Consider the following 25,462-nt stretch of genomic DNA (forward strand, 5'->3'; position numbering starts at 1 on the left):
TCAAAAGTTTGCATAAGCGATTCTATGATAGTATAGAACTAAATGGATAAGAGGTGAAGAGATGTATAACCAAAACAGAATTCAACCCTTCAAAGATAATCCAGCTTATTGGCAGTACAAAGGTAAACCGGTATTACTGATTGGCGCGAGTAATGATGATAATTTATACCAATGGGTGGGGGAAAGATTAACGGACCATTTAGACCTGCTTCAAACCGTTGGTGGCAACTATGTGCGCAACACGATGTCTGACCGTGATTCTGGCAATGTATATCCGTTTAAAGAAATAAAAGCAGACACCTATGATTTAGATCAGTGGAATGATGCCTATTGGGAGCGGTTATCTTTTTTCTTAGAGGAAACGAAAAAAAGAGAGATCATCCCCCAAATTACATTATGGGACCAGCATGATTTGAAATTATGGAATACGTTGCCATGGAATCCAAAAAATAATATTAACTATGAAGAGCGGGATTTAGAAGCTCCTGCGTCATTCACCAAAACCGTTACCGATCAAAATCATGCGGTACTTACCTATCAAAACCAATATATTGAAAAATTGATGGAAATCACCTTACAATACGATCATTGTTTGTATAACATTAATAATGAAAGCTGGGCAGGTCTGGAATGGGAAAATTATTGGGCGACCGTCATACATCAGTCAGCTGCAAAGCAGAACAAGCAAATAGAAGTCACAACTATGCATATGCATCCTTCCAGTACAGTCCGCACTTTTCTTCAATACCCGGAACTATATAGCTTCGTTGATATTTCACAAATTAATCAGGATTCCAAAGGAGAGAAAGGGCAAGCCCATTGGGATGAGATCCAAAAATTCAGGAATATCATCCATGCAAGAACACCTGTCCCGATGAATCACGAAAAAATATACGGAGATCATGAGCAACTTGATAAGAAACGAATCGCATACAATACTTCAGCAGGTACGACAACAGAAGCGGTCCAGCGTTTCTGGCGCGATATTTTTGGCGGGAGTGCTTCCGCCCGTTTTCATAGAAACGAAGGGAACTGGGGAATGGGCCTTTCTGCGACAGCACAGAACCAGCTTCGAGCAATGGACTTACTTGTAAAAAGATTGGACGTTTTTGCCTGTAGGCCTGCGAATCATTTATTAACCAACAGAAATGAAAACGGTTGCTATTGTTTTGCGAATGTAGGTATACAGTATGCGGTCTATTTTCCGGAGGAAGGATCAGTAGAACTCGACCCGTGGGTTTATAATGATGAGTGGAGTGTGCAATGGCTACTGATCGATGAAGCGCAGTGGAAGCCAGAAGAACGGGTGACGGTCGAATGGGTAAAAGTAAGAAATGAATATAAAATAGAAGGAAAACTGGCTTTGCGGACACCTGGCTCTGGCTCATGGGTGGCTTTGATAGAAGAGGCATCCGGTGAGAAGCAGTGACAGTTTATTAAATCAAACCGTAATAGTTACACCCCTGTAATTCTGAAGGGAACAGGGTGTAGTTAGTTTAATGATTAGATTTAAAAAGATTCCATGATCTGGTATTGTTTTAGTAGAGCACGATTAGGTGCATATAAGGTGGTGTTTAAATGAAGTTTTTGGAAAAGAGTATTGTTGCTCTGCTTTCTTCGGTAATCTTCTCTCTATTTTTAGCTTTTATCGAGTATACACCAATAGCTGAGCAAGAACCAGGAGTTGGTTATTTTTCTTTTCACTCGTTATTGGTAATTTATCACGGCGCTAACCGTCCGTAATACCCCCCCACTTCAAGATTCCAGAGATAAATAAGAAGATGAGTGGGGGATAAACGGACGATAACTTCCTGATAAGTTTCGCTAGCAATCAGTGGAGGTAAAACCCCCACTGATTGAAGTCTCACTTTATATATTCTATTCACTACCTGTATTTGCAATAGGTGGTGGGCTTTATTCTGCCTTTGTAGATAGATATATAGAGTCAATGCGGTTTCGTAATACATACATAAAATATATGGTGGGGTTTTTGGTATACGCGATTGGTGGTTTATCCATGATTGGGTTAATATTTCTGTTTGATAATGATTCATTGTTAGATATAAGCAGAGCGCTGCTATTAGGTGCGTTGCCGGCTTTGTTATTTTTTCACGTATCGATTTTGTCGAAGAAAGCATTTAGTGTTTTAACATGAAATTTGTACAAGGAGACAATACTTTTAGAGAGTTTTTTTCCATAGTTAGCCGTTCCCTTCTATCATATAATCCATTCTTACGGACAGCTGAAGAGGAAAAGAGGAAAAGTTGTCCATAAGAATCAAATGTATGAGCAATTAAGGATATCTTCAGGAGTTTTGAGGAGCCAATTCTTGCAGTTTCGAAATCGACAAAACTTCAGGAAGAGCTTTTATAAATGGTTTCATATATTTCACAAAACTCATAAAAATTCCCTTCCATACTTAGCTTGTATTCATTACGGTAACGTATTCACCTTGCTTTTTTAAAAGCCTTACCTTAACTTGAGGGCTATGAGTCGTTATATGTTTCCGATTATAACACCAGTAATGAAACAGTAAAAAGAATGGGAAATTAAACAAAAGTGAGTATGCTATGATAAAATAAAGACAATTATTTAGTATTTTTCTAAAAGAAAGTAGGCAAAGTATGAGTTGGATCGAACCTATAATAAACTATAAACCGTATAATGAGCAGGAAGAAAAAGATAAAGAAATCGTGGTTAACTGTATAGATAAGTTTGACGATCTTCTCACGAGAAATAACGAAATCGCACATATAACCAGTTCTGCTTTTGTTGTAAATAAAAATAGAAACAAAGCGTTAATGGTTCATCACAATATATTTAATTCCTGGTCATGGGCTGGCGGACATGCAGACGGAGATGATGACTTGCTGTATGTGGCAATTAAAGAGGTGCGAGAAGAGACCGGTGTGGAAGATATTCGTCCGATCACAGAAGAGCTTTTATCGTTAGACATTTTACCTGTATTAGGACATGAAAAAAAAGGGAAATATGTAGCACCACATTTACACCTGTCAGTGGCTTATTTGCTGGAGGTAGATGAGGATGCGCCACTTATGGTAAAGCCTGATGAGAACAGTGATGTTCAGTGGATTCCTTTTGAGGAAATAAATACATATTCTGACGAACCACATATGAAGGTAATCTATAACAAAATAATGGCTAAGATAGAAGAATCGCGCATATAACCTAACCTAGGGGGGATTCCTTGGAATCTAATATAAACAGGAAAAAAGAAAATAAAACAATTGACTCAATCTTACTTGCATTAGTAATCCTGCTAATAGTAAAGCTTTCAATTGATCTATTTTTCTTTGACCTGTTGCCACCACTGGCAGATAATATCTTTTGGGTTGGCGTCTCTGTAGCAGGTGTGATTGCTTTTTATCTAAAGAAAAGCTACATATATCTTGCTGTAATGCTGGTTATTCTAATAGCAGGATTGTTTAACTTTTAAAAAACTATCAAACTCTTATTTCTTCAATTTCACACCATTATGTCGTAAAGCTGCATGAAATATTTCTAAACTGGATGGGAGATCTGCTTTGTCTGGCCATGAGTCAGTGTTCCATACTTTTGATTGATACAATGCACGTGGACAGTGGATAAAGCACTCTTCTACATCTACCCCAATCCCTAGCAATGGCGGTTTTCCTTTCAGGCTCAAACTGCTTAGAATCTCAGGATCTTTAATAATGGTTGCACGACCATTTATACGCAGTACTTCTCCAAGCCCTGGAATAAGGAACAATAGTCCAACATGTGGATTGGATAATATATTGATGATCGAGTCAACGCGTTTATTCCCTGGACGATCCGGAATTACTAATTGTTTGTTGTTTAATACGTGAACGCCACTCGGGAAGTCCCCTTTTGGTGAGACATCGCACTTACCCTCCGCATTTGACGAAGATAGGAAAAACAGTGGTGACATCTCGATAAATCTCTTACATTGGTCATCTATTAACGAAACATTCTTTTTAATAACATGTTCGTGTGGTGTTCCTACTATTTCCCGAAGTTCCTCTTCTGAAGTAACTGCATTGGCTGAAAAATTGATTGGCTCCATTATTAAAACCTCTTTCTATAACGACAAAGATAATACCTATTTTACAGTGAATGAAAATCATTATCAATACTTTGGATAAAAAAGTGTTGAGCGCTATCAGCTACTGTCATACGTTGTTCAATACTCCGAAAAAATATCTTCCCTTTCCTGTTAATTTGTGAAAAAATGTAAGTAAAGGAATGAACGTTATGAATAGAGGAATGAGGTGACAGTATGGGGATCTTCTTTAAAGCGATGTCTCAAAAGGAAACTAAAAATTGGGAAAAAGCGTGTATGGTTGGCTTTTACGTTTTCTTAATCTCCTTATTTACAAATCAGCTATATTTCTATCTTTTTCATCATTATTTGTTATCTAACTTTGCTATTTTTTGGATTGGATTAATAGCTGCTTTTGGCTGGTCATTTATATTAAATAGGAAAGCAGCGAAAGTACGCGCGTGAGAAAAAGATGATGAAAATGCCCTATGGAATAACAGGCTTTTATAGAGCAGGAGAAGCCCCACCGCCAGAAGTAGATGGAAAACAATTCAAACGAATATGCTTTGAATTGGCCCTGCAGCACAAGGGGAAAATTATTCAGTTTACCTCTCCAGCATATCCGATCAACTTTTATAACGTGCAAGTTGAAATCAAGGAAAAACAGTTTTTCATGCTGTTAAATAAACATTATCCCTATCTGGCATTTGCTTCGGAAATTAGTGATACGAACATTACATTTATAGATATACCAGCTCTCTATGATCAGCTTACCTCCAACTATACAGTTTTCAAAACAGATGAGCTTAGCCAGCCTATGCATAAATTTAAATCGAACCATAGTTTAAGCAGTGCGGAAATTAGTCAGATTGATTGGGTACATGACAAAGTTGGTCATGTAATTTTTAATTTTTTTGATTAGATATGAGTGATGAGCTTTGATTTATTCAGCGTAATAAATCAAATGATAGAAGTGGAGAAAGATAGGACTCCATGCAGAAAGAAGGGCGCTATAAAATGGAATTTGAATTTGGTGACTTTGCTATTGTTTTACCTTCTCTCGACATAACAATTATTGCAATTATTGTTATTTTCTTTTTGGTAAGGTGGAGTAAACAATTCAACGGGTCAGGTATTAAAGTTTTTCTTTATTTTTTGATTAGCACGTACGTAACTCCAATATATTCTCGCAGTACAATGGAAGGTGTCTTTGAGCTGTGGATTCCCTTGGGATTTATAGCAGTTTCATTTACTTGATTCGTAGTAAAAGTAACCATCCATCGAAAATGAAAGCAAGTATTTTAGGACTTTGCGTAGCAATTTATCAGCTGGTTCTTCAATATGCTGGTTAATTGGAGGCACATAATCATAAAAAGAGACCGTACAGTAATCTGCACGATCTCTTTTTAAATGAGACTATGGTAAAGGCTAGGATAACTGCCCTTATAAATCAGGATTTTCATTTTTTGCCTGATTTACTTTCGGTTTTCGATAGCCACCAGCAATATCTGCTCGTTTAAATTCTTTTGAATAAATAACTTCCTGAGCATCTGATGGTTCATTCCCATTTATTCCGATTGGTTGATACTGTGTCTTTTTAGACATAATGTTTCATCCTTTCTGTTGGAATCGGGTTATATATATGAATTACCCTGCGAATTTGAGTAATAAACATAGACCAAAAAATTTTCTTCTTGCATTATGGGATAATTATATATGATGTACTGTCCGGAAATGAATAAAAGCTAGATCTGTGTTTATTTTGAAATGCCGTTATAAAAAATGCGCTTGACAATCACAACTAATCTGCATTACTATATACTAGTAGTAAGTAATACAGAATACATGTATAACAGAGTACTAAAAAAAGAGAATACAAAAGAGGGATGAATGTGGAAAATAACACCGAAATGATGAAAGGGGTGCTCGAGGGTTGTGTGCTGGAGATCATCAGCCGAGGAGAAACGTACGGCTATGAAATCACACAGCAGCTGCGAAAGCTTGGCTTCACCGATGTAGTGGAGGGCACCGTCTATACGATTACAATGCGGCTGGAGCGAAACAATCTGGTCGACATCGAGAAAAAAAGATCCACCGTTGGACCGCCGCGAAAATTTTACACACTTAACGCAGCGGGTCAGGATCATCTTGCGCTTTTTTGGAGGAAATGGGAATTCATTTCGGACAAAATGAATGAACTGAGAACGAAAGAAATTAACAGGAGTAATTAACATGTGTGGAAAGGAGACTGTAAATGAACTTTTTTGAAAAAGTAACGGGCAGTGATATGACGAAACAAATGAAGGGTTTTGATGCACGAGCAAAGGGCTTGCCTGCTGATTATCAAGCTGCTTGGGAAGAAATAAAAAGTAATCTTTGGCTTCATGGCGATTTCACTGGTCGTAATTTGATGCCGATTATGGACAGCGCACTTGAACTGCTTGAAGTAACAGCAGCAGACGGCCAGCGTGTAGAGGAAGTATTAGGGGATGATATCAAAGGCTTCTGTGCGGCGCTTGTTGGGGACGAAGGTGCAAAATCATATCGAGATAAATGGCGTGAGCAGCTTAACAGGAACGTAGCAAGAAAATTAGGAGGACTAAAATGAGTATCAAAAAAATTATCGAAGGCAAAAAAGAATGGAGAGCCCATGTTTCCCGTGTGAAGGCACTTCCGCAGGATTACCAGATTGTCTATAAAGAGATGCAAAAATATCTCTATAAAGTCGGCCCTGTTGAGTTACATGAAGGGATAGGACCGCTCTCAGAGATTCTCCACTTCTTTGAAGAAGGTGTAGCTGATGGAAAAAGTGTGCTTGAAATCACAGGATCAGACGTTGCTGCTTTCTGCGATGCGCTGATTGAAGACTCAAAAACTTATGCGGATCTCTATCAAGAATCGGTCAAACACAAAGCAGATAAGGCTAAGAAAAAATAACATGCACTTTATCACTATGAAACAAATCGCAGATAATTTAGACTGAATAGCTGGGTATAACGGTGCGTTACCAACTTTAGTATTCAGTTTTATTTTTACTTTAGTACTAAGTGATACAGATTATCAGTAAGACTAAATAGTGGGATGAAGGAGGAAAAACGTATGAACAATACAACGATTTCTGTTAAGAGATTGCGAAAATCCATTAAAGGCAAGGACGTTTTAAAGGGGGTGGATTTTAAAATGCAACGTGGCGAAATTTTTGCCCTGCTTGGTTCAAATGGAGCGGGCAAGACGACGACGGTTAACATTCTCTCAACGCTAATGAAGTCAGATGATGGGGAAGTAAGTATTAGCGGCTTTGACGTACAACTTCAGCCTGATTCTGTACGCCAGATCATTAGTCTGACAGGACAGTTTGCCGCTTTAGACGGTATGCTGACAGGGAGGGAGAATCTGCAAATGATTGCTAAGTTAAGAGGAGTTCCCCATTCTGCCCAAGTCGCTGAGGATCTGCTTGCAAGATTTGGCTTGATGGATGCGGCCAACACCCGAGCAGATAAATACTCCGGCGGGATGAAGCGGCGGTTAGACATTGCAATGAGTTTGATTGGTAATCCTGTTGTTATTTTTCTTGATGAACCGACGACAGGGCTTGATCCCGAAGCACGACAGAAGGTCTGGAATACAGTTAAAAAGCTTGCAGACGGTGGGACGACGATTTTGCTGACCACCCAATATCTTGAAGAAGCCGAACAACTGGCAGACCGTATTGCCATCCTGCATGAAGGAAAAATTATCACGACCGGCAGCCTGGCAGAGATCAAGGAGATGTTCCCACCAACGAAAGTGGAATACATCGAGAAACAACCAACTTTAGAGGAAATATTTCTCGCGATCGTCGGCAAAAAAGGAGGAGATCTAAATGAAAAATAGAACAGGGGTATTGCTGGGACGTTTAATGCGGAATATCATGAGAAGTCCGGATACAATTATCACGGTAGCAGTGACGCCGATCATGATGATGCTGTTGTTTGTCTATGTATTTGGTGGTGCAATCGAGACAGGAACGGCCAATTACGTCAATTATTTATTACCGGGCATCTTACTGATCACGATAGCATCAGGCGTCGCATACACCTCCTTGCGACTATTTAACGATGTAAAGAGCGGGCTGATGACGCGTTTCACTACGATGCCGATCAAACGTTCTTCCATATTGTGGGCACACGTGTGGACCTCACTTATATCCAATGCGCTCACTATCGCTATTGTTATCCTCGTTGCGTTACTAATGGGCTTCCGTTCGAATGCAGGTGTTTTCGATTGGCTCTCAGTAATAGGGATACTCGGATTGTTTACACTGGCACTGACGTGGCTTGCCGTCATTCCTGGATTGACGGCAAGATCGATGGAAGGCGCAACAGCATATTCGTATCCGTTGATTTTCCTGCCATTTATCAGTTCGGCATTTGTTCCGACCGAAACCATGCCTGCGATTGTACGTGCGTTCGCGGAGAATCAACCTGTGACATCTATAGTGAATTCGATTCGAGCCCTTTTGTATGATGGGGTTGTTGATAGCAGTATTTGGATTGCGCTTGGTTGGTGTTTGGCTATTATGGTTATGGCTTATTTTGTTACTGGAAAAGTGTTTAAACGGCAGTTACGATAGGTGGACCTTTGAGTTCGCAGTTTCATCCGTATAGAGTGCTAAATATTAAGAAACACCTCTTCCGTATTTTGAAAAAGGAAGAGGTGTTTGTATTATACGTATCGCTTCATCCACTCTTGTAAATTAGCCATCACATTATCTAAGAAGGCGATCGTAGATTCATCTGTTAAGTTGCCTTCTGTGTCAAATTTCGTATGCACAGCTCCTACATATACTTCATTGGCACTAAGCACTGGCGAATCTAATCCAGGCGCAAATAAAATATCTCGTAAATGCATCTGTGCTTTAACGGAGCCTAATGCTCCCATAGAAGTTCCCATAATAATAGAAGGTTTTCCAATCATTACTTGATCCACACGGCTCAACCAATCAATCGCATTTCCTAGTACACCTGGGATGGAAGAGTTGTACTCGGGAGTGATCCAAAGTACGGTGTCCGCTTCTTTTACTTTTGCTTTGAAATCAAGCACCTCTTGTGGTGCATCTAATTCGTTATCCTGGTTATACATTGGAAGAGGACTTAAATCTAGAATTTCTACCTCGACCTGATCTGCATAGCGATTTTGCACGTGCTTCGCTAGCTGTAAATTATATGAATCTTTACGTATACTTCCTACAATAGCTGCTACTTTCATCGTATACCTCCTGAAAATAAATAGTGATGAGCAATTCTTATTCTATCTATACGACCAACATCAACAATCACGAAATGCCGGCGCTAATCATGTATTATTCGTTGCACATACAAGTGATAGTTTACCAAGATAGAATAATAGGTGCAAGTAGGGAGTCTTAGCTAGAAAGGGAGCATTCCATCGTATTATAAAAAGTATACCTATGGAATAATACAAAAAGGTTATCAGAGCCTGTTTCTGACAAGGTAAAGAAAGTATATTAGTAGAGTCATAGAAGTAAATATGCTGAACGTGAGGGTGGGTTCTTATAATATGGATTATGTCAACCAGCCTAGCTGAAACCGTGCCCACAGGACGCTGAGCCTATTTCCGGAGCTTTGCTAAGCAGATAAATTATATCAAAATGGCCATTTTGCCATACAGCCTTAGCCTTACATAATCCATATTATAGGTAGTTGTATATTTTTTCTTTGATAGAACGAAAGGACTTTCCTGTTTTTTTCTAATAACACCTTCTTGTAGAGAAGTTCGCTAACCCTTACGAATACACAACTTCCTTCTGCTCCTCTTTAACGGCAACCTTCAACTGCAACACAATCCGTTCTCCCAGTCGAAATTTCTCCATCATCCCGCTATGCACAACCCAATCCATCCCATCAGCCTGAACGGTATAATGGATCTCTTTTCCTTGATATTGAACACTGGTAATTTCGCCTTCAATCCCTTGCTGATCCTTCACAATCTCAAGCTGCTCTGGTCGAATTGGATAAATTCCCTGTTTCTTCAATGGAATCGAAACACCTAAGTCCGGCCATGTAATAGCGGGATAGGAGGCAGGTGTGAATTGATCGCTCTCCCACGTTCCTTGAATTAAATTCGCTTTTCCAACAAAATTAGCAACAAAGGCTGTTGTTGGGCGGCTGTATATCTCCTGTGGTGTACCAATTTGTTCGATCTTTCCCTTATTCATGACGACAATCCGGTCAGCCATTGCTAACGCTTCTGCTTGATCATGGGTGACATAGACGATTGTGGCATTCGTGAGATGGTGTAGTTCTTGAATTTCTTTACGCATCTCCATTCGCAGCTCTGCATCAAGATTGCTGAGCGGTTCATCCATTAATAAAAGCTCTGGTTTTGGTGCAATCGCCCGTCCCAACGCCACTCGCTGTTTCTGTCCGCCTGATAATTCATTAGGCATCCGGTTCGCCAGCTCGGTTAGTTCAATAATTTTCATTACCTCATCCACTCGCTTAGCAGTGTTGGCGCGAATATCTGCCGGTACATACTGATGATGAAGCAGAGGGAATTCGATATGTTTTCGAACATTCAGATGTGGCCATAGCGCAAATGATTGAAACACCATCCCGATATTCCGTTTTTCCGGTGGGAGCGTGACATACTTAGTACTTACTTGCTGATCGCCAATCGTAATACTTCCATCTGATGGCGAGTCGAAACCTGCCAGTAAGCGCAGTAAGGTTGTTTTGCCACACCCTGATGGACCGAGAATGGCGATGAATTCGCCGTCCTGAATGGAGATATTGATGTTCTGTAAAGCGGTGGTCTGATCAAATTTTTTCAATAAATCTTCGATAATGGTGGTCATGTCCGTTTCCCTACCTTTCTGTTCCAATAGGACTGTGATACATATAAAATGATAAAGCCTAAGATAATCAACAACACAATCAGACTTGAAAAAGCGGTGGTATAAGTAGTGTAACCTGCCTGTTCGAAGCCGAAGATCACGACGCCAATCGTTTCTGAATTAGACGACCAAAGTAAGGAAGACACAGTGAGCTCGGTTAAAGCACTGAGAAAAACGAGAAAAGCACCAGTTAGTACCCCCGGAATAAGCAGTGGCAGCAGAATCTTGCGCCACTTTGACCAGCCCTTCGCTCCGCTCACATGCGCCGCCTCTTCCATCGACAGATCGACCTGCATGACGGCAGTAATGCTTCCTCTAACTTGTAAAATTAAAAATCTCGTGATATAAGCGATAAAAAGGATCATGATCGATCCGTAAATGCCAGGGTTCCAACCAGGCACAGGCTCCATCCAGGCGAAAATCATCGATAAGGCCATCACTGTTCCCGGCAGTGCATATGGCAATCCAATCGACACCTCGGTAAACTTACTTAAAAAATTTGGCTTTCGTACACGAAGATAGGCAATAGCTGTACCGATCACGATCCCGACAGCAGCTGTCACACCGGCGAGCATAGCGCTGTTCCCAAGTGCTTCCTTTGCTTTGGAGCTTGTATTAAGGATAAATTGATAGTTTTCTAAGCTGATAGTTTGTAAGGTGAAATCAACACCATACGCTGTGATCAGTGATGTCATACCCATTGAGATTAGTGGGACGACACCGGTAACGAAGAATAAGACCCAGATGATCAGTTCGACCAGCCACTTTCTTTTTCCAAGAAAATAACGCGGTTGCTTGTCTTCGATTGTTGTTTCTAACCGTTTAGATTTTCGTAAAAACAGCCATTGAATTGCTGTTCCGATTAATGCCACAATTCCTAGTAATACGGAAAAGGTTGCTGCTCTGGAGAAAGCAGAAGGACCGAAGCCGACTACTTGCTGATAAATATAAGTACTTAACACATTTATTTGCGCTGGTATACCGAGAAAAGCTGGAATGCCGAAGTTATCCAGGTTTGCCAGAAACGCAAGAAATCCGCCACTGACAATGCCGGGCAGGGCAAGTGGCATGTTTACTTTTCGAAAGGTGGTCGATCGTTTTGCACCTGAAGCCCGTGATGCTAACTCAAGCTCTCGCGGTATTTTGCGGAAGACACTGACCGTAAGTAGATAAACAAGTGGATAATGGGAAAAACCAAGCACAAAAATGATGCCTGCCAGACTGTATAAATCAATAGGCTCCACACTGAAAGGGGGCAGAGAAGCAAGCTTCATGTACAGCCCGTCCGTTCCTAGAAATTGTGTCCAGGCTAAGGTTGTAATATAGGACGGGATCACAAAGGGGAGTACGATAAAAATCTGCATGACCCGTTTGGCTCTGATATCGGTGTAAGCTACTAACCATGCCAGTGAAACACCAATAATTAGGGAAACAACTGTAGATCCTGCAACCACCAATACTGTATTCTGTACGACCTGCCATGTGGCAGCATCCTGCAGAATGGTCGTGTAATTTAAGAAAGTTAGATTTCCATCCGAAGTGAAGCTAAGCATGATTAAGCGATAAATCGGTAATAGAAAAATTGCACAAATGGCAAGTATCGCTAAAATCTTGATCATGTTTTTATAAGAAAAAAGAGAACGTAATGCCTGGTTCGGCATTACTTCTCTATGGTTATGATTGGCCATGCTGTCCTCATCCTTATTCTCCAAATAATTGGTTAAATTGTTCTTTGTCTAGCTCGCGGTTTTGATAGAGTTCGTTGATGTCTGCTTCCAGTACACTCATTTCTTCGATGGTTTTCAAACCTTTTGGTGCAGAAACACCTTCTCTGATTGGGGTGTAACCAATTTCTGCTGCTAATTCTTGTCCTTCCTGTGATAAGACAAAATCAACAAATGCTTTGGCGGCAGGCTGATTGTCTGTTTTTTGCATAATACCAATTGGTTCCGTGATCACGGGTACGCCTTCATCAGGATAAACAAGCTTGACCGGTGATCCGTCTGCTTCTGCACGAGCGACAATGAAGTCGACGACCATACCATAGGATTTCTCACCATTTGCGACTGCTTTTAACACATCGCCATTCCCTTGCGTGATCATTGGTTCATTTGCTTTGACATTCTCATAGAATTTCCAACCAAACTCATCATTACGAGTCAGGACGCCCAAATTGTAGGCAGCCGCCCCGGAATAAAGCGGGCTGGGCATGACCACTTGACCTGATGAATCTGCGTCTGTCAACGCCGTCCATGATGTCGGCATTTCGCTTACTTTTTCACTGTTCACTACTAAAGCAGTGGACATTACTTTTGTTCCGGTATACATACCGTCAGGATCGACAAATGATTCAGGAATTTGCTCGGCCTCATCAGACTTGTATTCCAGTAACATCTCTTGCTTCTTTAAACTTTCAAATGTGACAGAATCTGCGACTAATAACACATCTGCCTGGACTTCGCCTGCTTGTTTTTCGGCTTGGACCTTGCTGATGACTTCTTCTGTACCAGAGCGATATACCGTTACATTCACATCCGGGTAGTGCTCATTGAAAGCAGAAATCAATTTCTCCGCATCTGCGTCGGGCTGGGAGGTGTAGAAGTTTAGTTCACCGGAAACACTGCTTGCGTTACCTTCTTGAGCTTGTCCACATCCAGCTAAAAGAGTGAAAATAGTAATGAGTAAAAATAAAAATTTAATTTTTGACATGGAAAATGCCTCCTTTGGTTGGTGGTATTACTGCCACTCATTATGACAAATGAATGTTAAGTTGGTTTTAACTAAAGTTATGTTTTGATGAAGAGTTTGTAAATTGAAGCAAAAAACGCAAGGAATCAAGTGATTCCTTGCGTTTTAATCATTTAACTGAGAAACGGTAACGGTATAATAGCCTTCTTTTTTTAAATAGGCAGCGACCTTCTTAAATCCTTCTACAGTGGTCGAATGGATATCGTGCATGAGAATAATTGAACCATCTTCGATATTATCCTTTACCACTTCCAGAATGGCGTCTGGATCATGGGACTTCCAGTCTTCTGTATCGATCGTCCATAGTGTAGATTCTTGATCTACTACGCTTCGGACATTGTCATTAATTGCTCCGTATGGCGGACGGAATGCGGTCGGAGCTTCGCCAGTTGCCTTTTTGATCATATCTGCAGTAGATTGCACTTCTTCCTTAATTTCTGTTGTGCCTAACGTTGTTAAGTCTTTGTGGTGCCAGGTGTGATTACCGATTTCGTGACCTCTTTTTGCTACTTCTTTGGCAATATCGGGATAGAAATCCACACGACTTCCGAGCATGAAAAATGTGGCTTTCATCTCATATTCTTCGAGAATATTGAGGATTTTTAACGTGTTTTCAGGGTGTGGTCCATCGTCAAAGGTAATCGCTACTTTTTTAGCATCATCCGGAATCTCTGACTCTGTTGTATCCCCGTTATCTTCACTGTCGCCTTCTTCTGGCTCTGTTGGTTTCTCTTGTTCTTCTGATTCATCTTCTTCTATTTTGAGTTTATCCTTCCACTCTTTCGAAATGATACCTTTTATATCATTTAACGGAATGCGGATGACAGGTCTTCCTGCTGCACCTGCCGTAACCTGATATTCATTAAAGATGAAGACCAGGTGATCTTCTTCGATGTACATGTTGGAGAATGTATTGGACTCATCATACAACCATTTATGTAATTCTTCTTCAAAGAAAAAGTCTTGGTAATCTTCAGATTGCATAAAGCCTTGTTTGAGCTGCTCGTACAATTGATCTTTGTTTTCTGTTGTATTGTCAATGATCTCATTTTGTTTAATAAATTGGCCTTTTTCCATATCTACCAGATAGACGTTGGAATCCTGTTGCATATTTGCTCCGCCTGAGTAAGTATCTTTGTAAAATACAATAGAATACAAGTTGTCTTGTATCGGATAAATATCAAATGATAAAGAAAATGATGCTGGCCTTTTTTCTAACCATTTAGGGTCTTTATCTTTTAAATCAGTAAAAAAATTCTCCTCTGATTTCTGTACATATGCAGCAATTTCATCATCTAGTTTAGCAATATTAAATATAGGATAGTGTGTGGCTGATCTGTACGTGTCATCATATGCAACGTCTGTGATAATATCGACTCCTTCGTACTTCGAGTGGGTAATGATTTCTTCTTTGTTTTGCTTTTGTTGATCTTTTTGAAAAACAGTCATAAATAAGATTACAAGGATGATGATAAGTATGATACCAATAAAAATCATCATTCTCTTAGATGTCGATTTCATGCAAGTCACCTCTAAAATTTTTTAATCACAAGTGTATATTTTAAACGCTTATTGCATTGGAAAGCAAGTAGAGTACAGAGAAGCAAGTAATAAAAGAGTATCAGTTGTGACAACTTCGATCGTTTATTCAATGCACCAACTGAAAGAACGGAGAGACAGAAGATGGATAGATAACAAAATATTTAAAAAGAAATCCTTGACTTATAGTTAACTCTAAGGTCTACGATGATTATAGTAATTAATTTTAACGGAGTACGACATGTACTTCATTGATTTTTTTCTATTAAAAGCAACGAATACAAAAGGAGATGCTATAAATGATGTTAAACGAAAATTATACACTGGCGAATGGTGTCGAGATTCCTAAATTAGGTCTTGGCACGTGGATGATCGAGAATCAGGGTGTTGCACAGGCGGTAGTGGAGGCTGTCAAAATCGGATATCGTCATATTGACACAGCGCAGGCATATGAGAACGAAAGTGGTGTCGGCGAAGGAATTAGAGCATGTGGTGTAAATAGAGAAGATCTGTTTATTACCACAAAGCTTGCTGCTGAGGTGAAATCCTATGAAGAAGCTGTTGCAGCAATTGATCAGTCATTGGAAACAATGGGACTTGATTATCTGGATATGATGATTATTCACAGTCCACAGCCATGGATGGAGTTCCGTGAAGAAGATCGTTATTTCGAAGGAAATCGTGAAGCGTGGAGAGCGCTTGAAGAAGCATACCAAGCAGGAAAACTTCGTGCTATCGGTGTTTCAAACTTTGAAAAAGAGGATCTGGATAACATTCTTCAAAACTGCACTGTCAAACCAATGGTCAATCAGATCTTGGCGCATATAAGTAACACGCCACAAGACTTGATCAGCTATATCCAGGAACAAGACATTCTTGTAGAAGCTTATTCTCCGATTGCCCATGGTGAACTGTTCAAAAATCAACAAGTATTAGACATTGCAGACAAATACGGTGTTTCCGTACCACAGTTAAGTATTCGATATGATTTACAACTGGGACTTCTTCCGTTACCTAAAACGGGCAATCCAGCGCACATGAAAAACAATGCCGATGTAGACTTTATTATTTCAGATGAGGATATGGAGTTCCTGAAAAATATTGAGCGTATTAAAGATTATGGTGAGGCTAGTGTAATGCCGGTATTTGGTGGAAAGCTGAAGTAAATAATTAGCGTTTAAGGGAAAAGCACAGGATGAGCCTGTGCTTTTTTTATGCTGAACAGGTGGTGGCCACTTTTTAAAAAAAACGGCGCTAATCGTCTGTAAGACTCCCACTTCACGCTTCGAGTATAAGTGGAAGTGTTAACACACCCTGATAAGTTTCGCTAATGTTCAGCGGGGGTCAAAAACCCCCACTGATCAAAGTCTCACTTTATGTGAAGCTTTTAAATTACTTCTAATTTCAACGATTTCAAACGGCACCTTTTTCTCACTTTCATTGATTATAGTAATGAGAAGTATCCTATTTATTCTATCGCAACACCAATCAGAATGTAACGAGATATCGTAGATGATCAGCGGGAGCCATACCGATGCCCTCTAGTAGAGGAAAAGTAAAAATTTTTAAATCATTCATGACGGACAATTTTCGTATTAAGATATAATAAGTGTATAATGGGATTAGAAAAAACAACCAGAAGGAATATTGTTAATATTTAACGATAGGAAAGTATTAAATTTTAGCAATGAAGAAGCTCGATGTAATGAAAATTTAAGTTGTACCCAAGTATAAGAAATACTACGATACTCGTTAAAACGAGGCGAATGCCGATTTTTTTAACCTATTACCATAAAAAATTATGTGTCTGACTATAGTAGAAAAAGGAGTGAACCCATGGATGAAATGAAAGAAATTCGTTGGAAACAAAGATTTGAGAACTTCGAGAAATCCTTTAAGCTCTTAGAAAAATACGCTAGTATGAGCATTTCAACTGAATTAGAACGTGCAGGCATTATTCAATTTTTTGAGACTACTTTTGAATTGGCTTGGAAATTGTTGAAGGATTATTTGGAGGCGGAGGGCTTAGTTGCGAAAAGCCCAAGAGAATCGATTAAACAAGCATTTCAAGCTGAGATCATCGAGGATGGTCACCTATGGATGGAGGCATTATCCAAGCGGAGTTTAACAACACATACTTATGATCAAGAGTTGGCTGAGAAACTGGTTGTAGAAATACAAGAGCAATTTCTACCGATTCTGAAATAATTGTATGACAAATTATTAAAGGAAAGATATTGATGTTTGGATTAATTGAAAAAGATTTACGCTATATAAACGATGCGTTAGAAAAATTTGAGGAAATCGAATACGGTATTATCTTTGGAAGCAGAGCAATGGGAAATTATAAAAAAGGCTCAGATATTGATATTGCAATCAAAGGAAAAAATATTACTTCAGATACGCTGTTTAAATTATCTGATCTACTGAATGAAGTATATCCGTTGCCATATTACTTTGATCTTCTTCATTATGAATCGATCGCAAATAAGAAGCTGATACAACATATTAATAAAGAAGGAAAGGTCATTTATGAAGGATGACGATGAAAAACATAAGAACACGTTGACCATCTTGTCAACGTGTTCTTGTTATATTTAGAAAGGCAGAATTGTCATTTTATGTTAATGTAAAAAAGGAGATTGATAGCAGTAAAAATAGTGTAGAGATGAATATTTTATTCTTTGTAATACAAGTCTCGCCAACGCAAAGTAAATGAGCAATCCAAAAATTTTTACATAGCAAAGGAACCTAGAACGTAAATATTCGTATCTTTTGGAAAGAAAGGAGCCAAAAGTGGGAAGCAGTGACCAGAGATTTGTATCGTTTAGCGAGAAAGGAACCAAAAGTGGGAAGCAGCGAGCAGCGATTTGTAGCGTTTAACGAGAAAGGAGCCAAAAGTGGGAAGCAGCGAGCAGCGATTTGTAGCGTTTAACGAGAAAGGAGTCAAAAGTGGGAAGCAGCGAGCAGCGATTTGTAGCGTTTAACTAGAAAGGAGCCAAAAGCGGGAAGCAGTGACCAAAGATTTGTATCGTTTAGCTAGAAAGGAACCAAAAGTGAGGAGTGTCCACCAGAGATTTGTATCCTTTAAAAATAAACTGATGAAAATCCAGATAATTTGTAACGTTTTCTTTTATACATACACTTACAAAGTGAACCCTCTCGAAAGGAGGTACGTAATTGGATGAGTTTAAGCAGTTGTATATTAAATATGAAAAACAGATTTATAGATATTTATTCTACTTATCAGGCAACAAATACATAGCAGAAGAATTGACGCAGGAAACATTTCTCAGAGCTTTTAAATCTATTTACAGTTTTAAAGGTCGCAGCAAACTATCTACCTGGCTATTTCAAATTGCCAAATATACCTTTTATAACTATTTGAAAAAACATAAGAATGTGGAAAGTGCTGCTGACATCTCGGCATTAGAAAATGACCCTTCCAATAAGGAAACGCCAGAAGATATCTATTTAAAGAAAGAAAATGCGATGACTTTGTTAACCGCTATCAAGAAGTTGAAACAACCACAGCAAGAGGTTGTTATCCTGCGTCTGTACAGCGAATTGAACTTTAAAGAAATCGGGGAAATCATGGACCAGTCAGATAAATGGGCAAGGGTGAATTTTTACAGGGCAAAAAACAGACTCGCTACAATGATCAATGGAGGTGATGCAGATGAATAAATGCGAAATTGTGAAGGATTTAATTCCGATGTATGTTGAAAAACTTACAAGTGAAGACAGCAATCAGTTTATTGAAGAGCATCTTCACTCTTGCGAAGAATGCAGCCGTTTTCTTAAAAATGCTGAAGGTGATCTACCTAGGGATGAATTCCTTGATGATGAACCGGATGACAGGAAGCTGATAAAAGGTGTGAAGCGTCGAATCAATCATATGATAATAATTGCTGTTTTAATCGGTATTGTTATTGGGCTAGTCATTTCCTTGCGAATCTTTAGTTTTTGGTTAGTTGCCATCGTCACATTTTTGCTATTTATCTACTTTTTGATTTATTTTATGAACAGGTATTACGAATTGAAAAATAAGAAGGAGGGTAAAAAATGATCGATTGGGGTTTGTTTAATGTAGGCAGTCTCTTACTTGGACTTGTTGCCTGGATAATTCCAGTTATTAATCTCGTGCGATATAAAAACAATGACTACAGGAATTGGGGCGTACTTGCCGTTATCAGCATCAGTGCCTGTGCGATTTCGTTATATTTCCAGATAGTCTATCATTATCATCTGGTTGACATCGAGGATTGGTCTGCTTTAATGGATACAAGCGGAGCGGTGGTTCGGGTAGGGGGAGTGCTTCTTATCGTAACACTTTTATTGAATGCTATTACTGCGATTTTATGTCGTGACAGATCGGCAAAATAAAATGAAAAAATCCAAGCAAAGGGAAGGGCTACACGCCCGTCTTTCCCTTTGCCAAAATGAAATGACATGCAAGAGGTAATGCTATAATTGGTTGTACCATTCTTCATCAACAGGCTCCAGCCACTCGGTTTCGCCCGGAGTCATTGCCAGGTGGACGAACCAGCTATCCTTTGTTGCACCATGCCAGTGTTTTACATGTGGTGGGATATTTACAACATCTCCGGTTTTAAGCAGCTGGGCTTGTTCGCCTTCCTTCTGATACCAGCCCTCACCACCGGTAACCAGCAATACTTGGCCAACCTTATGGGAGTGCCAGCTGTTCCGTGATTTCGGGGCAAAGGTTACATTGCCTATCGCGCTATTGAGAGGTGCTTCATCAGTGAATACCATTTGCAAATAAGCATCACCGATAAAATGGTCTGATTCCACTTTTTCTCCCAATGGAAAAATAGTGCTGTTCTTTAACGATTCGTTTTTCATCTTCTATTCCTTCTTTCTGTTAGTCTTGAAAAATTTCTTTTGCAAGGTTAAATGCCGACCATGCTTTGGGCCATCCTGTATAAAAAGACAGGTGGGTAATTATTTCGGCAATTTCCTCTTTGGTTACGCCGTTTTCCTTCGCTTTGTGAAGATGGGGCGTTAACTGCTCGTAATTTCCTCCGGCGATTAATGCGGATACGGTAATCATACTTCGATCTCGAGGGGACAGTTCTTTCTCTCTGGACCAGACTTCTCCAAATAAAACATCATCGTTCAGTTCTGCGAATTTTGGTGCGAATTCTCCTAATAGTTCGCGACCAGCGGTTTGTTTTTCTGCCAATTTTAATTCCCTCCAATTCTGTATAAGTAGTTACAAGGAAAAGTATAGACCTTAAAGTATACTTTAAGACAAATGGAACGTTTTGCTCTCTTCTTTTTAGCTCAATTATTGGCGCTTAACTTCAACAGCGTGTATGGTAAAAGGTAATAAATAGTTAGATGGGGGGATTGTTGTGACTTATTCTATCGGTGAGTTTGCAGAGCTTGTTGGTGTGGCGACGAGTACATTAAGGTATTATGAAAATGAAGAGTTGCTTGCGCCACAAAGGGATGAGAACAATATACGTATTTTTACAGATGCTGATATTGGCTGGGTGCAATTTCTGCTTCATTTAAAAGATGCCGGGATGACGATGGCTGAATTAAAACAATATACAAAATGGCGTTCTATGGGGGAGGAAACCATACATGACAGGATGGAATTGCTGGAGAAACGGCAAGATCTAGTAAAACAGGATATTGAAAACCTGCAGCGTAATTTAGATATCATCAGTAGAAAATTGGCATTTTATCATGATCAGCTGAATGGGGATAAATATGAGTTTGTGCTTTATCCGAATGAAGAAGAGTAAAGAATGATGTGCTGCCACCTGAGCAGGGTGGCAGCCTTATTAATGCCGAGGAGAAATCTTAACTGTTGCACTTACCGGTCCTTCCCCTAGCATAGGTGAAAGATAGTTACTGTTGCTGTATTTTTCTTCATATGCCTGATCAATTTTTTTAGTTAATGCAGGATCCCTTTCGGTAGGTTGAAAAGTGACATCATATTCTTGACCAGCGATGGAAATTTTTCCTGTTTGTTGCGCAAGAGCGGATTGATACCAGCTTGAGTGCTGACCATTATAAGCTCGGACATATAAGTGATGATCTGCGACAACCGACCAGATCCATGTCGGTGTTCCAGGCGTTTTGCCGTCACTATAAAAGGGTGAAATATAAAGATCGTCAGTCCTCGAGAATACGTTTAATTGCTCCTCAGTCCAATTCGATTCCATTGTGTTCACCTCCTAATTATTCTATATCGTTAGTTTAAAGGTTAGAGTGTGCTTTAAGTCAAGATTGTTTTGTATAAAATTTGCCCTCAAGTGTACTTGATGGTGTATGGTATAGATATAGCAGAGTTGAGACAAAGCACGAAAAAAGTTAACTTACACAAGGAGGATTCTGATGGATATCGATGAAATTTTGGCACATCTGAACAAAGGAGAGGAAATAGAGGGCGGTTCTGAGATACATCAAATGATGCATAACGTTTCACAACAAGCATTAAAGATAACAGCAGAGCTGAACGGAAAATACCATACTCCAGAAGAAATACAGGTATTATTTTCGCAATTGATTGGGAAACAGGTTGACGATACGTTCGCGATGTTTCCGCCTTTTTATACCGACTGTGGCAAAAATATTCATGTAGGAAAGAACGTCTTCATTAACTCAGGCTGCCGCTTTCAGGATCAGGGTGGCATTACGATTGGTGATGGTGCACTGATTGGGCATAATGTGGTGTTGGCTACATTAAATCACAACCCCGATCCCAAAAAGCGCAGCAATCTGCGGCCTGCACCAATTAAGATCGGTGAAAATGTCTGGATAGGTGCAAATGCAACCGTCCTTCCAGGTGTGACCATTGGTGATGGTGCGATTATTGCAGCAGGTGCTGTAGTGACGAAGGATGTACCGGCTAATGTTGTAGCGGGAGGATTACCTGCGAAAGTAATAAAAAATATTGAGATTAATTAGTACGTTAAAAACACGTTGACAAGTGAGATAGTTGACGTGTTTTTTTCTGTTTTTTATGTAGAAATTTAATAGAATAATTGTAATATTATGTTAAAATGGATGGGGATTGTAATAAGATGAAATAAGTTTAATCACGGTGCTAACCGTCTGTAAGATCAGTGGGGGGTTAAAATCCACTGATCAAAGTCTTACGTTATTTTTGCTCTTTTTAACTGCTAGAGTAGAAATAACTATCAGAAAGAAAGTTATGATGCTTTAAATATCAAATTGAAAGATATGTTAATGGTGTAGTCTTCAAAGGAATAGACAAAATTGTTTAATTAGAATAGCAACGAGGGGGATTCATATGAGGAAAGAAAAAAGGAATACACCTGCTAAAATGCTTCTCTTCTGCGTCCCATTAATCATTATTATATTTAGTGAAAGCATATTAGTTATTAACTCACCTTCTTTTTTTGCGAGAGTGCTAAACCTCATTGGAGTAATTTTATTAAATATTCAGGTATGTGAAGATTGGATTTCTGGAAAAATTTCTACACATATGAACTGATAGAAGAGTTTGACAAGCAACCCAAACAAAAGTGTACATGGATTTTAGTTGGAGTTGCCGTAGTCGTGATTAATGAAAAAGAATTTTGTTAAATTACCAAATGGTGAAGAATTCTATTCTGTATTGAAATTCGTATTTTGAACAAATGTATTTAACATAATAATCTACTTTTGAGGAAGGTGTCATTAATGTGGAAGCACTATATAAGATCAATATCAGACGAATACACCTTCCGACCTCCAGCAACAAACCGGGAAATTAGTCAAATTCGTGAAAAACTAAATGTAGCATTACCAAAAAAATTGCTGGAATTATTTAGCGAAACCAATGGAATTTTTGATAGCTTCGACTATCCATTAATATGGTTAACTTCACGAATTGTGGAGGATAATTTATTTTTTAGAAACTTTGCTGACTATAAAGATATTTATATGCCATTTGATCACTTCTTATTTTTTGCTGGTGACGGCAGTGGCGATTTATTTTGCTATAGAATATTGAATGGGAGTATTCTAACAGAGGATATTTATGTCTGGAATCATGAAGATGACAGTAGAACATGGGTTGCTTCGTCATTGGAGAAATTTGTAGAAGGTTGGATTACTGGGGAAATAACTACATAGCTATTGTCATTTCGTTCACACCAGGGGGATAAAATCATTATGTACCTTTTCTTAACCATCATTTCAATTTTAGCTGGAATAGCTCTTATAAGTATTATAGTCGCTTTTGCTTACGATAAAAAATAGAAAGCATTCATACTCCTGGTTTATTCTGATGATGCTCGTGGTTATTTTGTATATCAGTTGCAAACCATTACTTGAAGCATTGTAATCTATTGTTTATGAGGAGGAGAAATAAGTGACAAAATTCGAATGTTCGCACAATACATACAAGATGGAAGCTGATTATAGCGCCGATCCTCTGTGGTGCTCAACGTGCGGCTTTAATCTGGAAATGAATGATTTCCCTCTATCTAAACAGTTGAAAGCTGATTTAATGGAATGGATGATGGAATATGGCGACATATTGGAACAGACGGATTGGGGCGAAAATATAATGGATGATACTGCTATTTTAATAAAGTCTCATAATAAAAAAGGCCTCCGTTTGCATCAAAAGTTGAAAATGGAACTTGGAGATGGATATAAGGTAAGTTACGTATATTCTTCACTTTAAAGCAATAATGATAGCAATTGCTTGGAGATGAGATTCTGCGGCAATAACTCGTCTTAAAGCTGTTTGAAAAAATGATTTGAGGACGTGTTCATTATCTTTAAATATCTTTCTATGTTATGTGCAGTGACAGGGATTATATTGTATAACACATTCTATTTGGCATTATTCATCTGGGCGTTAGGCAGTGTATTCGGTGTATTAAGTATTAAGAAAAAGAGAAATGTCTTTGGTATGTCATTTTTAATCGTAAATGGTCTGGCACTATCACTTGGCCTTTTAGTCCTTCTTTTTATTTTCATTGTTATTATCATTGGCGAACTTTATATTTGGAAATATTATTGAGCATGATGCAGATAGAGTTCCAGCTTCTAATAAAAGTGAATTTTTCATGATGAAATAATTGCGAAAGAGGTGCGATGAGGTGAGCGTTTTGAATAAGGTTTTTGATGTTTTTAAGAACATGTTGTTAGATTTAGTTGCTATGAGTAAGGGGTTTGTATATGGTTTTGTAATGTTTGGGCTGTTTGGAGTAATCATTACCGTTGTTTTATATGGACTCATATATTTGAAGAACATTATCTTTTAATGACTAAATGAATAATCTGAATATTTTGTTTAAAAGATTGGGGGGAGTAAATGAATTACACTGCAAAAATGCCATCAGATGTTCAAGTGCTTAATACCGTATTAATGTTTTTTTTAATACTTATGAATGACCATGTTATTTTGGATTATTTTATAATTATTTTATTTTTATTTTCTCTTTTATCATTTTTTCTGAAATATACTCTGAGTATTGATGAGGACGCTCTATTATATAAGATACATATTTTCACAATACCAATTTACAAAAAAGTAATGCAGTCTAATCAGATTGTGAGCATGAAGTGTAAGCGTGTTGGCTGGGCGAAGAAATGTGTCGTTGTGCAAACCAATAAAGGACTTAATGTTCGTATTATTAATTTCTATCCAATGGAGATTTATAAGGATTTAATCAATTATGCTGATCAACGTGATATCCCTGTACTTAAGTCTAAGGATTATTTGATTTTAGAAAGAAAAAGATAGTGTTGTCGTGTTGTCTTGCAATTCCAGATCATTAAATTGCTGCTAGGGATATGAAACCGTATATCTAGTTGTATTACTGCAAAAAAGAGCTAGTTTTATGGGTGCGCTAGTGGAACATATTCACCTGCTCTGGATTTGATCATTGAAATCTACTTGGATTGTTATGAAGAGACAGGAGCGAAAAGATTCGAAAAGAATTAGCGAAGTGTTTTGGTTGACTTGTTTTGGATGGGAAAGAACAATGATTTCATTTTTAAAACCGGCAAGCTATTGTTAAAAGGTGACGAGGGTAAAGATGGTTCTATATATTATTAGAAAAACTCGGTCTTCGCCTCGTCTATTAGCGAGTGCCGAAGTTTTTCTTATACTTGGTACATACTAATTTTCACTACGTCGAACTTCTTCATTGCTAAAATTTTATACTTTCCTACCGTACAAAAAAAGAACCGTATCTAATGTTTATACAAACACTAGATACGGTTCTTTTTACTTG

General features: G+C 38.7%; 34 protein-coding genes. 24 read left to right on the top strand and 10 right to left on the bottom strand.

Annotated features, from left to right (window positions below; translation table 11 throughout):
* Positions 1-61: 61 nt before the first annotated feature.
* The 5 genes from MUN87_RS18765 to MUN87_RS18785 all read left to right on the top strand — a co-directional run bounded on the left by MUN87_RS18765 (position 62) and on the right by MUN87_RS18785 (position 3,457).
* On the top strand, positions 62-1,429 hold the full coding sequence (locus MUN87_RS18765; protein WP_244742761.1) for a hypothetical protein: 1,368 nt from the start codon (positions 62-64) through the stop codon (positions 1,427-1,429).
* Positions 1,430-1,578: 149 nt separating this feature from the next.
* Positions 1,579-1,743: a hypothetical protein gene (locus MUN87_RS18770; RefSeq protein ID WP_244742763.1), complete on the top strand. Its 165-nt coding sequence runs from the start codon at positions 1,579-1,581 to the stop codon at positions 1,741-1,743.
* 274 nt (positions 1,744-2,017) lie between these two features.
* Positions 2,018-2,155: a hypothetical protein gene (locus tag MUN87_RS18775; RefSeq protein WP_244742766.1), complete on the top strand. Its 138-nt coding sequence runs from the start codon at positions 2,018-2,020 to the stop codon at positions 2,153-2,155.
* Between the two features lie 469 nt (positions 2,156-2,624).
* Positions 2,625-3,188 carry an NUDIX hydrolase gene (locus MUN87_RS18780; protein WP_244742767.1) on the top strand — a complete coding sequence of 188 codons (564 nt, stop codon included), beginning with the start codon at positions 2,625-2,627 and terminating at the stop codon, positions 3,186-3,188.
* Positions 3,189-3,208: 20 nt separating this feature from the next.
* Entirely contained in the window at positions 3,209-3,457 is a 249-nt protein-coding gene (locus tag MUN87_RS18785; protein ID WP_244742770.1) for a hypothetical protein, read from the top strand.
* Between the two features lie 15 nt (positions 3,458-3,472).
* Here the strand turns inward: MUN87_RS18785 and MUN87_RS18790 are convergent, their stop codons facing one another.
* The gene (locus tag MUN87_RS18790; protein ID WP_244742773.1) at positions 3,473-4,069 is read right to left on the bottom strand and encodes an MSMEG_1061 family FMN-dependent PPOX-type flavoprotein; all 597 of its coding nucleotides are present in this window, start codon (positions 4,067-4,069) and stop codon (positions 3,473-3,475) included.
* A gap of 213 nt (positions 4,070-4,282) precedes the next feature.
* Here MUN87_RS18790 and MUN87_RS18795 point away from each other — a divergent pair, with 213 nt between their 5' ends.
* Both MUN87_RS18795 and MUN87_RS18800 read left to right on the top strand, forming a co-directional pair.
* Positions 4,283-4,510, top strand: coding sequence for a hypothetical protein (locus MUN87_RS18795; protein ID WP_244742776.1), 228 nt, complete (start codon positions 4,283-4,285; stop codon positions 4,508-4,510).
* Positions 4,511-4,526: 16 nt separating this feature from the next.
* Complete coding sequence (locus MUN87_RS18800; RefSeq protein WP_244742778.1) at positions 4,527-4,967, top strand: hypothetical protein; 441 nt, start codon at positions 4,527-4,529, stop codon at positions 4,965-4,967.
* A 521-nt stretch (positions 4,968-5,488) separates the two neighbouring features.
* On the opposite strand, the gene MUN87_RS18810 is transcribed toward MUN87_RS18800, so the two are convergent.
* Positions 5,489-5,650 carry a YfhE family protein gene (locus tag MUN87_RS18810; RefSeq protein WP_244742781.1) on the bottom strand — a complete coding sequence of 54 codons (162 nt, stop codon included), beginning with the start codon at positions 5,648-5,650 and terminating at the stop codon, positions 5,489-5,491.
* Positions 5,651-5,937: 287 nt separating this feature from the next.
* Here MUN87_RS18810 and MUN87_RS18815 point away from each other — a divergent pair, with 287 nt between their 5' ends.
* The 5 genes from MUN87_RS18815 to MUN87_RS18835 all read left to right on the top strand — a co-directional run bounded on the left by MUN87_RS18815 (position 5,938) and on the right by MUN87_RS18835 (position 8,657).
* Complete coding sequence (locus MUN87_RS18815; RefSeq protein ID WP_244742784.1) at positions 5,938-6,276, top strand: PadR family transcriptional regulator; 339 nt, start codon at positions 5,938-5,940, stop codon at positions 6,274-6,276.
* Between the two features lie 23 nt (positions 6,277-6,299).
* Positions 6,300-6,653 (top strand): DUF1048 domain-containing protein, encoded by a 354-nt coding sequence (locus MUN87_RS18820; protein ID WP_244742785.1) that lies wholly within the window; start codon positions 6,300-6,302, stop codon positions 6,651-6,653.
* A complete protein-coding gene (locus MUN87_RS18825) occupies positions 6,650-6,982 on the top strand; it encodes a DUF1048 domain-containing protein (protein ID WP_244742788.1) in 333 nt (110 codons plus the stop codon). Before MUN87_RS18820 ends, MUN87_RS18825 begins: the two co-directional genes overlap by 4 nt.
* 162 nt (positions 6,983-7,144) lie before the next feature.
* Positions 7,145-7,918 carry an ABC transporter ATP-binding protein gene (locus tag MUN87_RS18830; RefSeq protein ID WP_244742791.1) on the top strand — a complete coding sequence of 258 codons (774 nt, stop codon included), beginning with the start codon at positions 7,145-7,147 and terminating at the stop codon, positions 7,916-7,918.
* Positions 7,908-8,657, top strand: a complete 750-nt coding sequence (locus tag MUN87_RS18835; RefSeq protein ID WP_244742794.1) for an ABC transporter permease — start codon at positions 7,908-7,910, stop codon at positions 8,655-8,657. Before MUN87_RS18830 ends, MUN87_RS18835 begins: the two co-directional genes overlap by 11 nt.
* A gap of 92 nt (positions 8,658-8,749) precedes the next feature.
* On the opposite strand, the gene MUN87_RS18840 is transcribed toward MUN87_RS18835, so the two are convergent.
* From MUN87_RS18840 to MUN87_RS18860, 5 genes are all read right to left on the bottom strand, one after another.
* On the bottom strand, positions 8,750-9,292 hold the full coding sequence (locus tag MUN87_RS18840) for an NADPH-dependent FMN reductase (RefSeq protein WP_244742796.1): 543 nt from the start codon (positions 9,290-9,292) through the stop codon (positions 8,750-8,752).
* Positions 9,293-9,830: 538 nt separating this feature from the next.
* Positions 9,831-10,901 (bottom strand): ABC transporter ATP-binding protein, encoded by a 1,071-nt coding sequence (locus MUN87_RS18845; protein WP_244742799.1) that lies wholly within the window; start codon positions 10,899-10,901, stop codon positions 9,831-9,833.
* A complete protein-coding gene (locus MUN87_RS18850) occupies positions 10,898-12,628 on the bottom strand; it encodes an ABC transporter permease (protein WP_244742802.1) in 1,731 nt (576 codons plus the stop codon). The genes MUN87_RS18845 and MUN87_RS18850 overlap by 4 nt, the downstream gene beginning before the upstream one ends.
* 13 nt (positions 12,629-12,641) lie before the next feature.
* A complete protein-coding gene (locus tag MUN87_RS18855) occupies positions 12,642-13,649 on the bottom strand; it encodes an ABC transporter substrate-binding protein (RefSeq protein ID WP_244742804.1) in 1,008 nt (335 codons plus the stop codon).
* A 144-nt stretch (positions 13,650-13,793) separates the two neighbouring features.
* Positions 13,794-15,209 (bottom strand): polysaccharide deacetylase family protein, encoded by a 1,416-nt coding sequence (locus MUN87_RS18860; RefSeq protein ID WP_244742807.1) that lies wholly within the window; start codon positions 15,207-15,209, stop codon positions 13,794-13,796.
* A gap of 317 nt (positions 15,210-15,526) precedes the next feature.
* Between MUN87_RS18860 and MUN87_RS18865 the strand changes: the two genes are divergently transcribed.
* The 6 genes from MUN87_RS18865 to MUN87_RS18890 all read left to right on the top strand — a co-directional run bounded on the left by MUN87_RS18865 (position 15,527) and on the right by MUN87_RS18890 (position 19,613).
* Positions 15,527-16,393, top strand: a complete 867-nt coding sequence (locus tag MUN87_RS18865) for an aldo/keto reductase (protein ID WP_244742810.1) — start codon at positions 15,527-15,529, stop codon at positions 16,391-16,393.
* Positions 16,394-17,063: 670 nt separating this feature from the next.
* Entirely contained in the window at positions 17,064-17,435 is a 372-nt protein-coding gene (locus MUN87_RS18870; RefSeq protein ID WP_244742813.1) for a nucleotidyltransferase substrate binding protein, read from the top strand.
* 32 nt (positions 17,436-17,467) lie between these two features.
* Positions 17,468-17,770 carry a nucleotidyltransferase domain-containing protein gene (locus tag MUN87_RS18875; RefSeq protein ID WP_244742816.1) on the top strand — a complete coding sequence of 101 codons (303 nt, stop codon included), beginning with the start codon at positions 17,468-17,470 and terminating at the stop codon, positions 17,768-17,770.
* 637 nt (positions 17,771-18,407) lie between these two features.
* Positions 18,408-18,914, top strand: a complete 507-nt coding sequence (locus tag MUN87_RS18880; RefSeq protein ID WP_244742818.1) for an RNA polymerase sigma factor — start codon at positions 18,408-18,410, stop codon at positions 18,912-18,914.
* On the top strand, positions 18,907-19,296 hold the full coding sequence (locus MUN87_RS18885) for a zf-HC2 domain-containing protein (RefSeq protein WP_244742821.1): 390 nt from the start codon (positions 18,907-18,909) through the stop codon (positions 19,294-19,296). Before MUN87_RS18880 ends, MUN87_RS18885 begins: the two co-directional genes overlap by 8 nt.
* Positions 19,293-19,613, top strand: coding sequence for a hypothetical protein (locus MUN87_RS18890; protein ID WP_244742822.1), 321 nt, complete (start codon positions 19,293-19,295; stop codon positions 19,611-19,613). The genes MUN87_RS18885 and MUN87_RS18890 overlap by 4 nt, the downstream gene beginning before the upstream one ends.
* 81 nt (positions 19,614-19,694) lie before the next feature.
* Here the strand turns inward: MUN87_RS18890 and MUN87_RS18895 are convergent, their stop codons facing one another.
* Together MUN87_RS18895 and MUN87_RS18900 are read right to left on the bottom strand one after the other, a co-directional pair.
* Positions 19,695-20,093, bottom strand: coding sequence for a cupin domain-containing protein (locus MUN87_RS18895; protein WP_244742825.1), 399 nt, complete (start codon positions 20,091-20,093; stop codon positions 19,695-19,697).
* Between the two features lie 19 nt (positions 20,094-20,112).
* A complete protein-coding gene (locus MUN87_RS18900; protein ID WP_244742827.1) occupies positions 20,113-20,433 on the bottom strand; it encodes a carboxymuconolactone decarboxylase family protein in 321 nt (106 codons plus the stop codon).
* A 172-nt stretch (positions 20,434-20,605) separates the two neighbouring features.
* On the opposite strand from MUN87_RS18900, the gene MUN87_RS18905 reads away from it, so the two are divergent.
* Positions 20,606-21,004, top strand: coding sequence for a MerR family transcriptional regulator (locus MUN87_RS18905; RefSeq protein ID WP_244742830.1), 399 nt, complete (start codon positions 20,606-20,608; stop codon positions 21,002-21,004).
* Between the two features lie 39 nt (positions 21,005-21,043).
* Here MUN87_RS18905 and MUN87_RS18910 read toward each other — a convergent pair whose 3' ends face one another.
* On the bottom strand, positions 21,044-21,427 hold the full coding sequence (locus MUN87_RS18910; protein ID WP_244742833.1) for a DUF2255 family protein: 384 nt from the start codon (positions 21,425-21,427) through the stop codon (positions 21,044-21,046).
* A 172-nt stretch (positions 21,428-21,599) separates the two neighbouring features.
* Here MUN87_RS18910 and MUN87_RS18915 point away from each other — a divergent pair, with 172 nt between their 5' ends.
* The 5 genes from MUN87_RS18915 to MUN87_RS18935 all read left to right on the top strand — a co-directional run bounded on the left by MUN87_RS18915 (position 21,600) and on the right by MUN87_RS18935 (position 24,969).
* On the top strand, positions 21,600-22,172 hold the full coding sequence (locus tag MUN87_RS18915; protein WP_244742835.1) for a sugar O-acetyltransferase: 573 nt from the start codon (positions 21,600-21,602) through the stop codon (positions 22,170-22,172).
* Positions 22,173-22,910: 738 nt separating this feature from the next.
* A complete protein-coding gene (locus MUN87_RS18920) occupies positions 22,911-23,345 on the top strand; it encodes an SMI1/KNR4 family protein (protein ID WP_244742838.1) in 435 nt (144 codons plus the stop codon).
* A gap of 238 nt (positions 23,346-23,583) precedes the next feature.
* Entirely contained in the window at positions 23,584-23,901 is a 318-nt protein-coding gene (locus MUN87_RS18925; RefSeq protein WP_244742840.1) for an immunity protein CdiI family protein, read from the top strand.
* 138 nt (positions 23,902-24,039) lie between these two features.
* Entirely contained in the window at positions 24,040-24,243 is a 204-nt protein-coding gene (locus MUN87_RS18930) for a hypothetical protein (RefSeq protein WP_244742842.1), read from the top strand.
* A 294-nt stretch (positions 24,244-24,537) separates the two neighbouring features.
* Positions 24,538-24,969 carry a hypothetical protein gene (locus MUN87_RS18935; RefSeq protein ID WP_244742845.1) on the top strand — a complete coding sequence of 144 codons (432 nt, stop codon included), beginning with the start codon at positions 24,538-24,540 and terminating at the stop codon, positions 24,967-24,969.
* Positions 24,970-25,462: the final 493 nt, after the last annotated feature.

It is taken from the genome of Gracilibacillus salinarum, from assembly GCF_022919575.1.
Classification (GTDB): domain Bacteria; phylum Bacillota; class Bacilli; order Bacillales; family Amphibacillaceae; genus Gracilibacillus; species Gracilibacillus salinarum.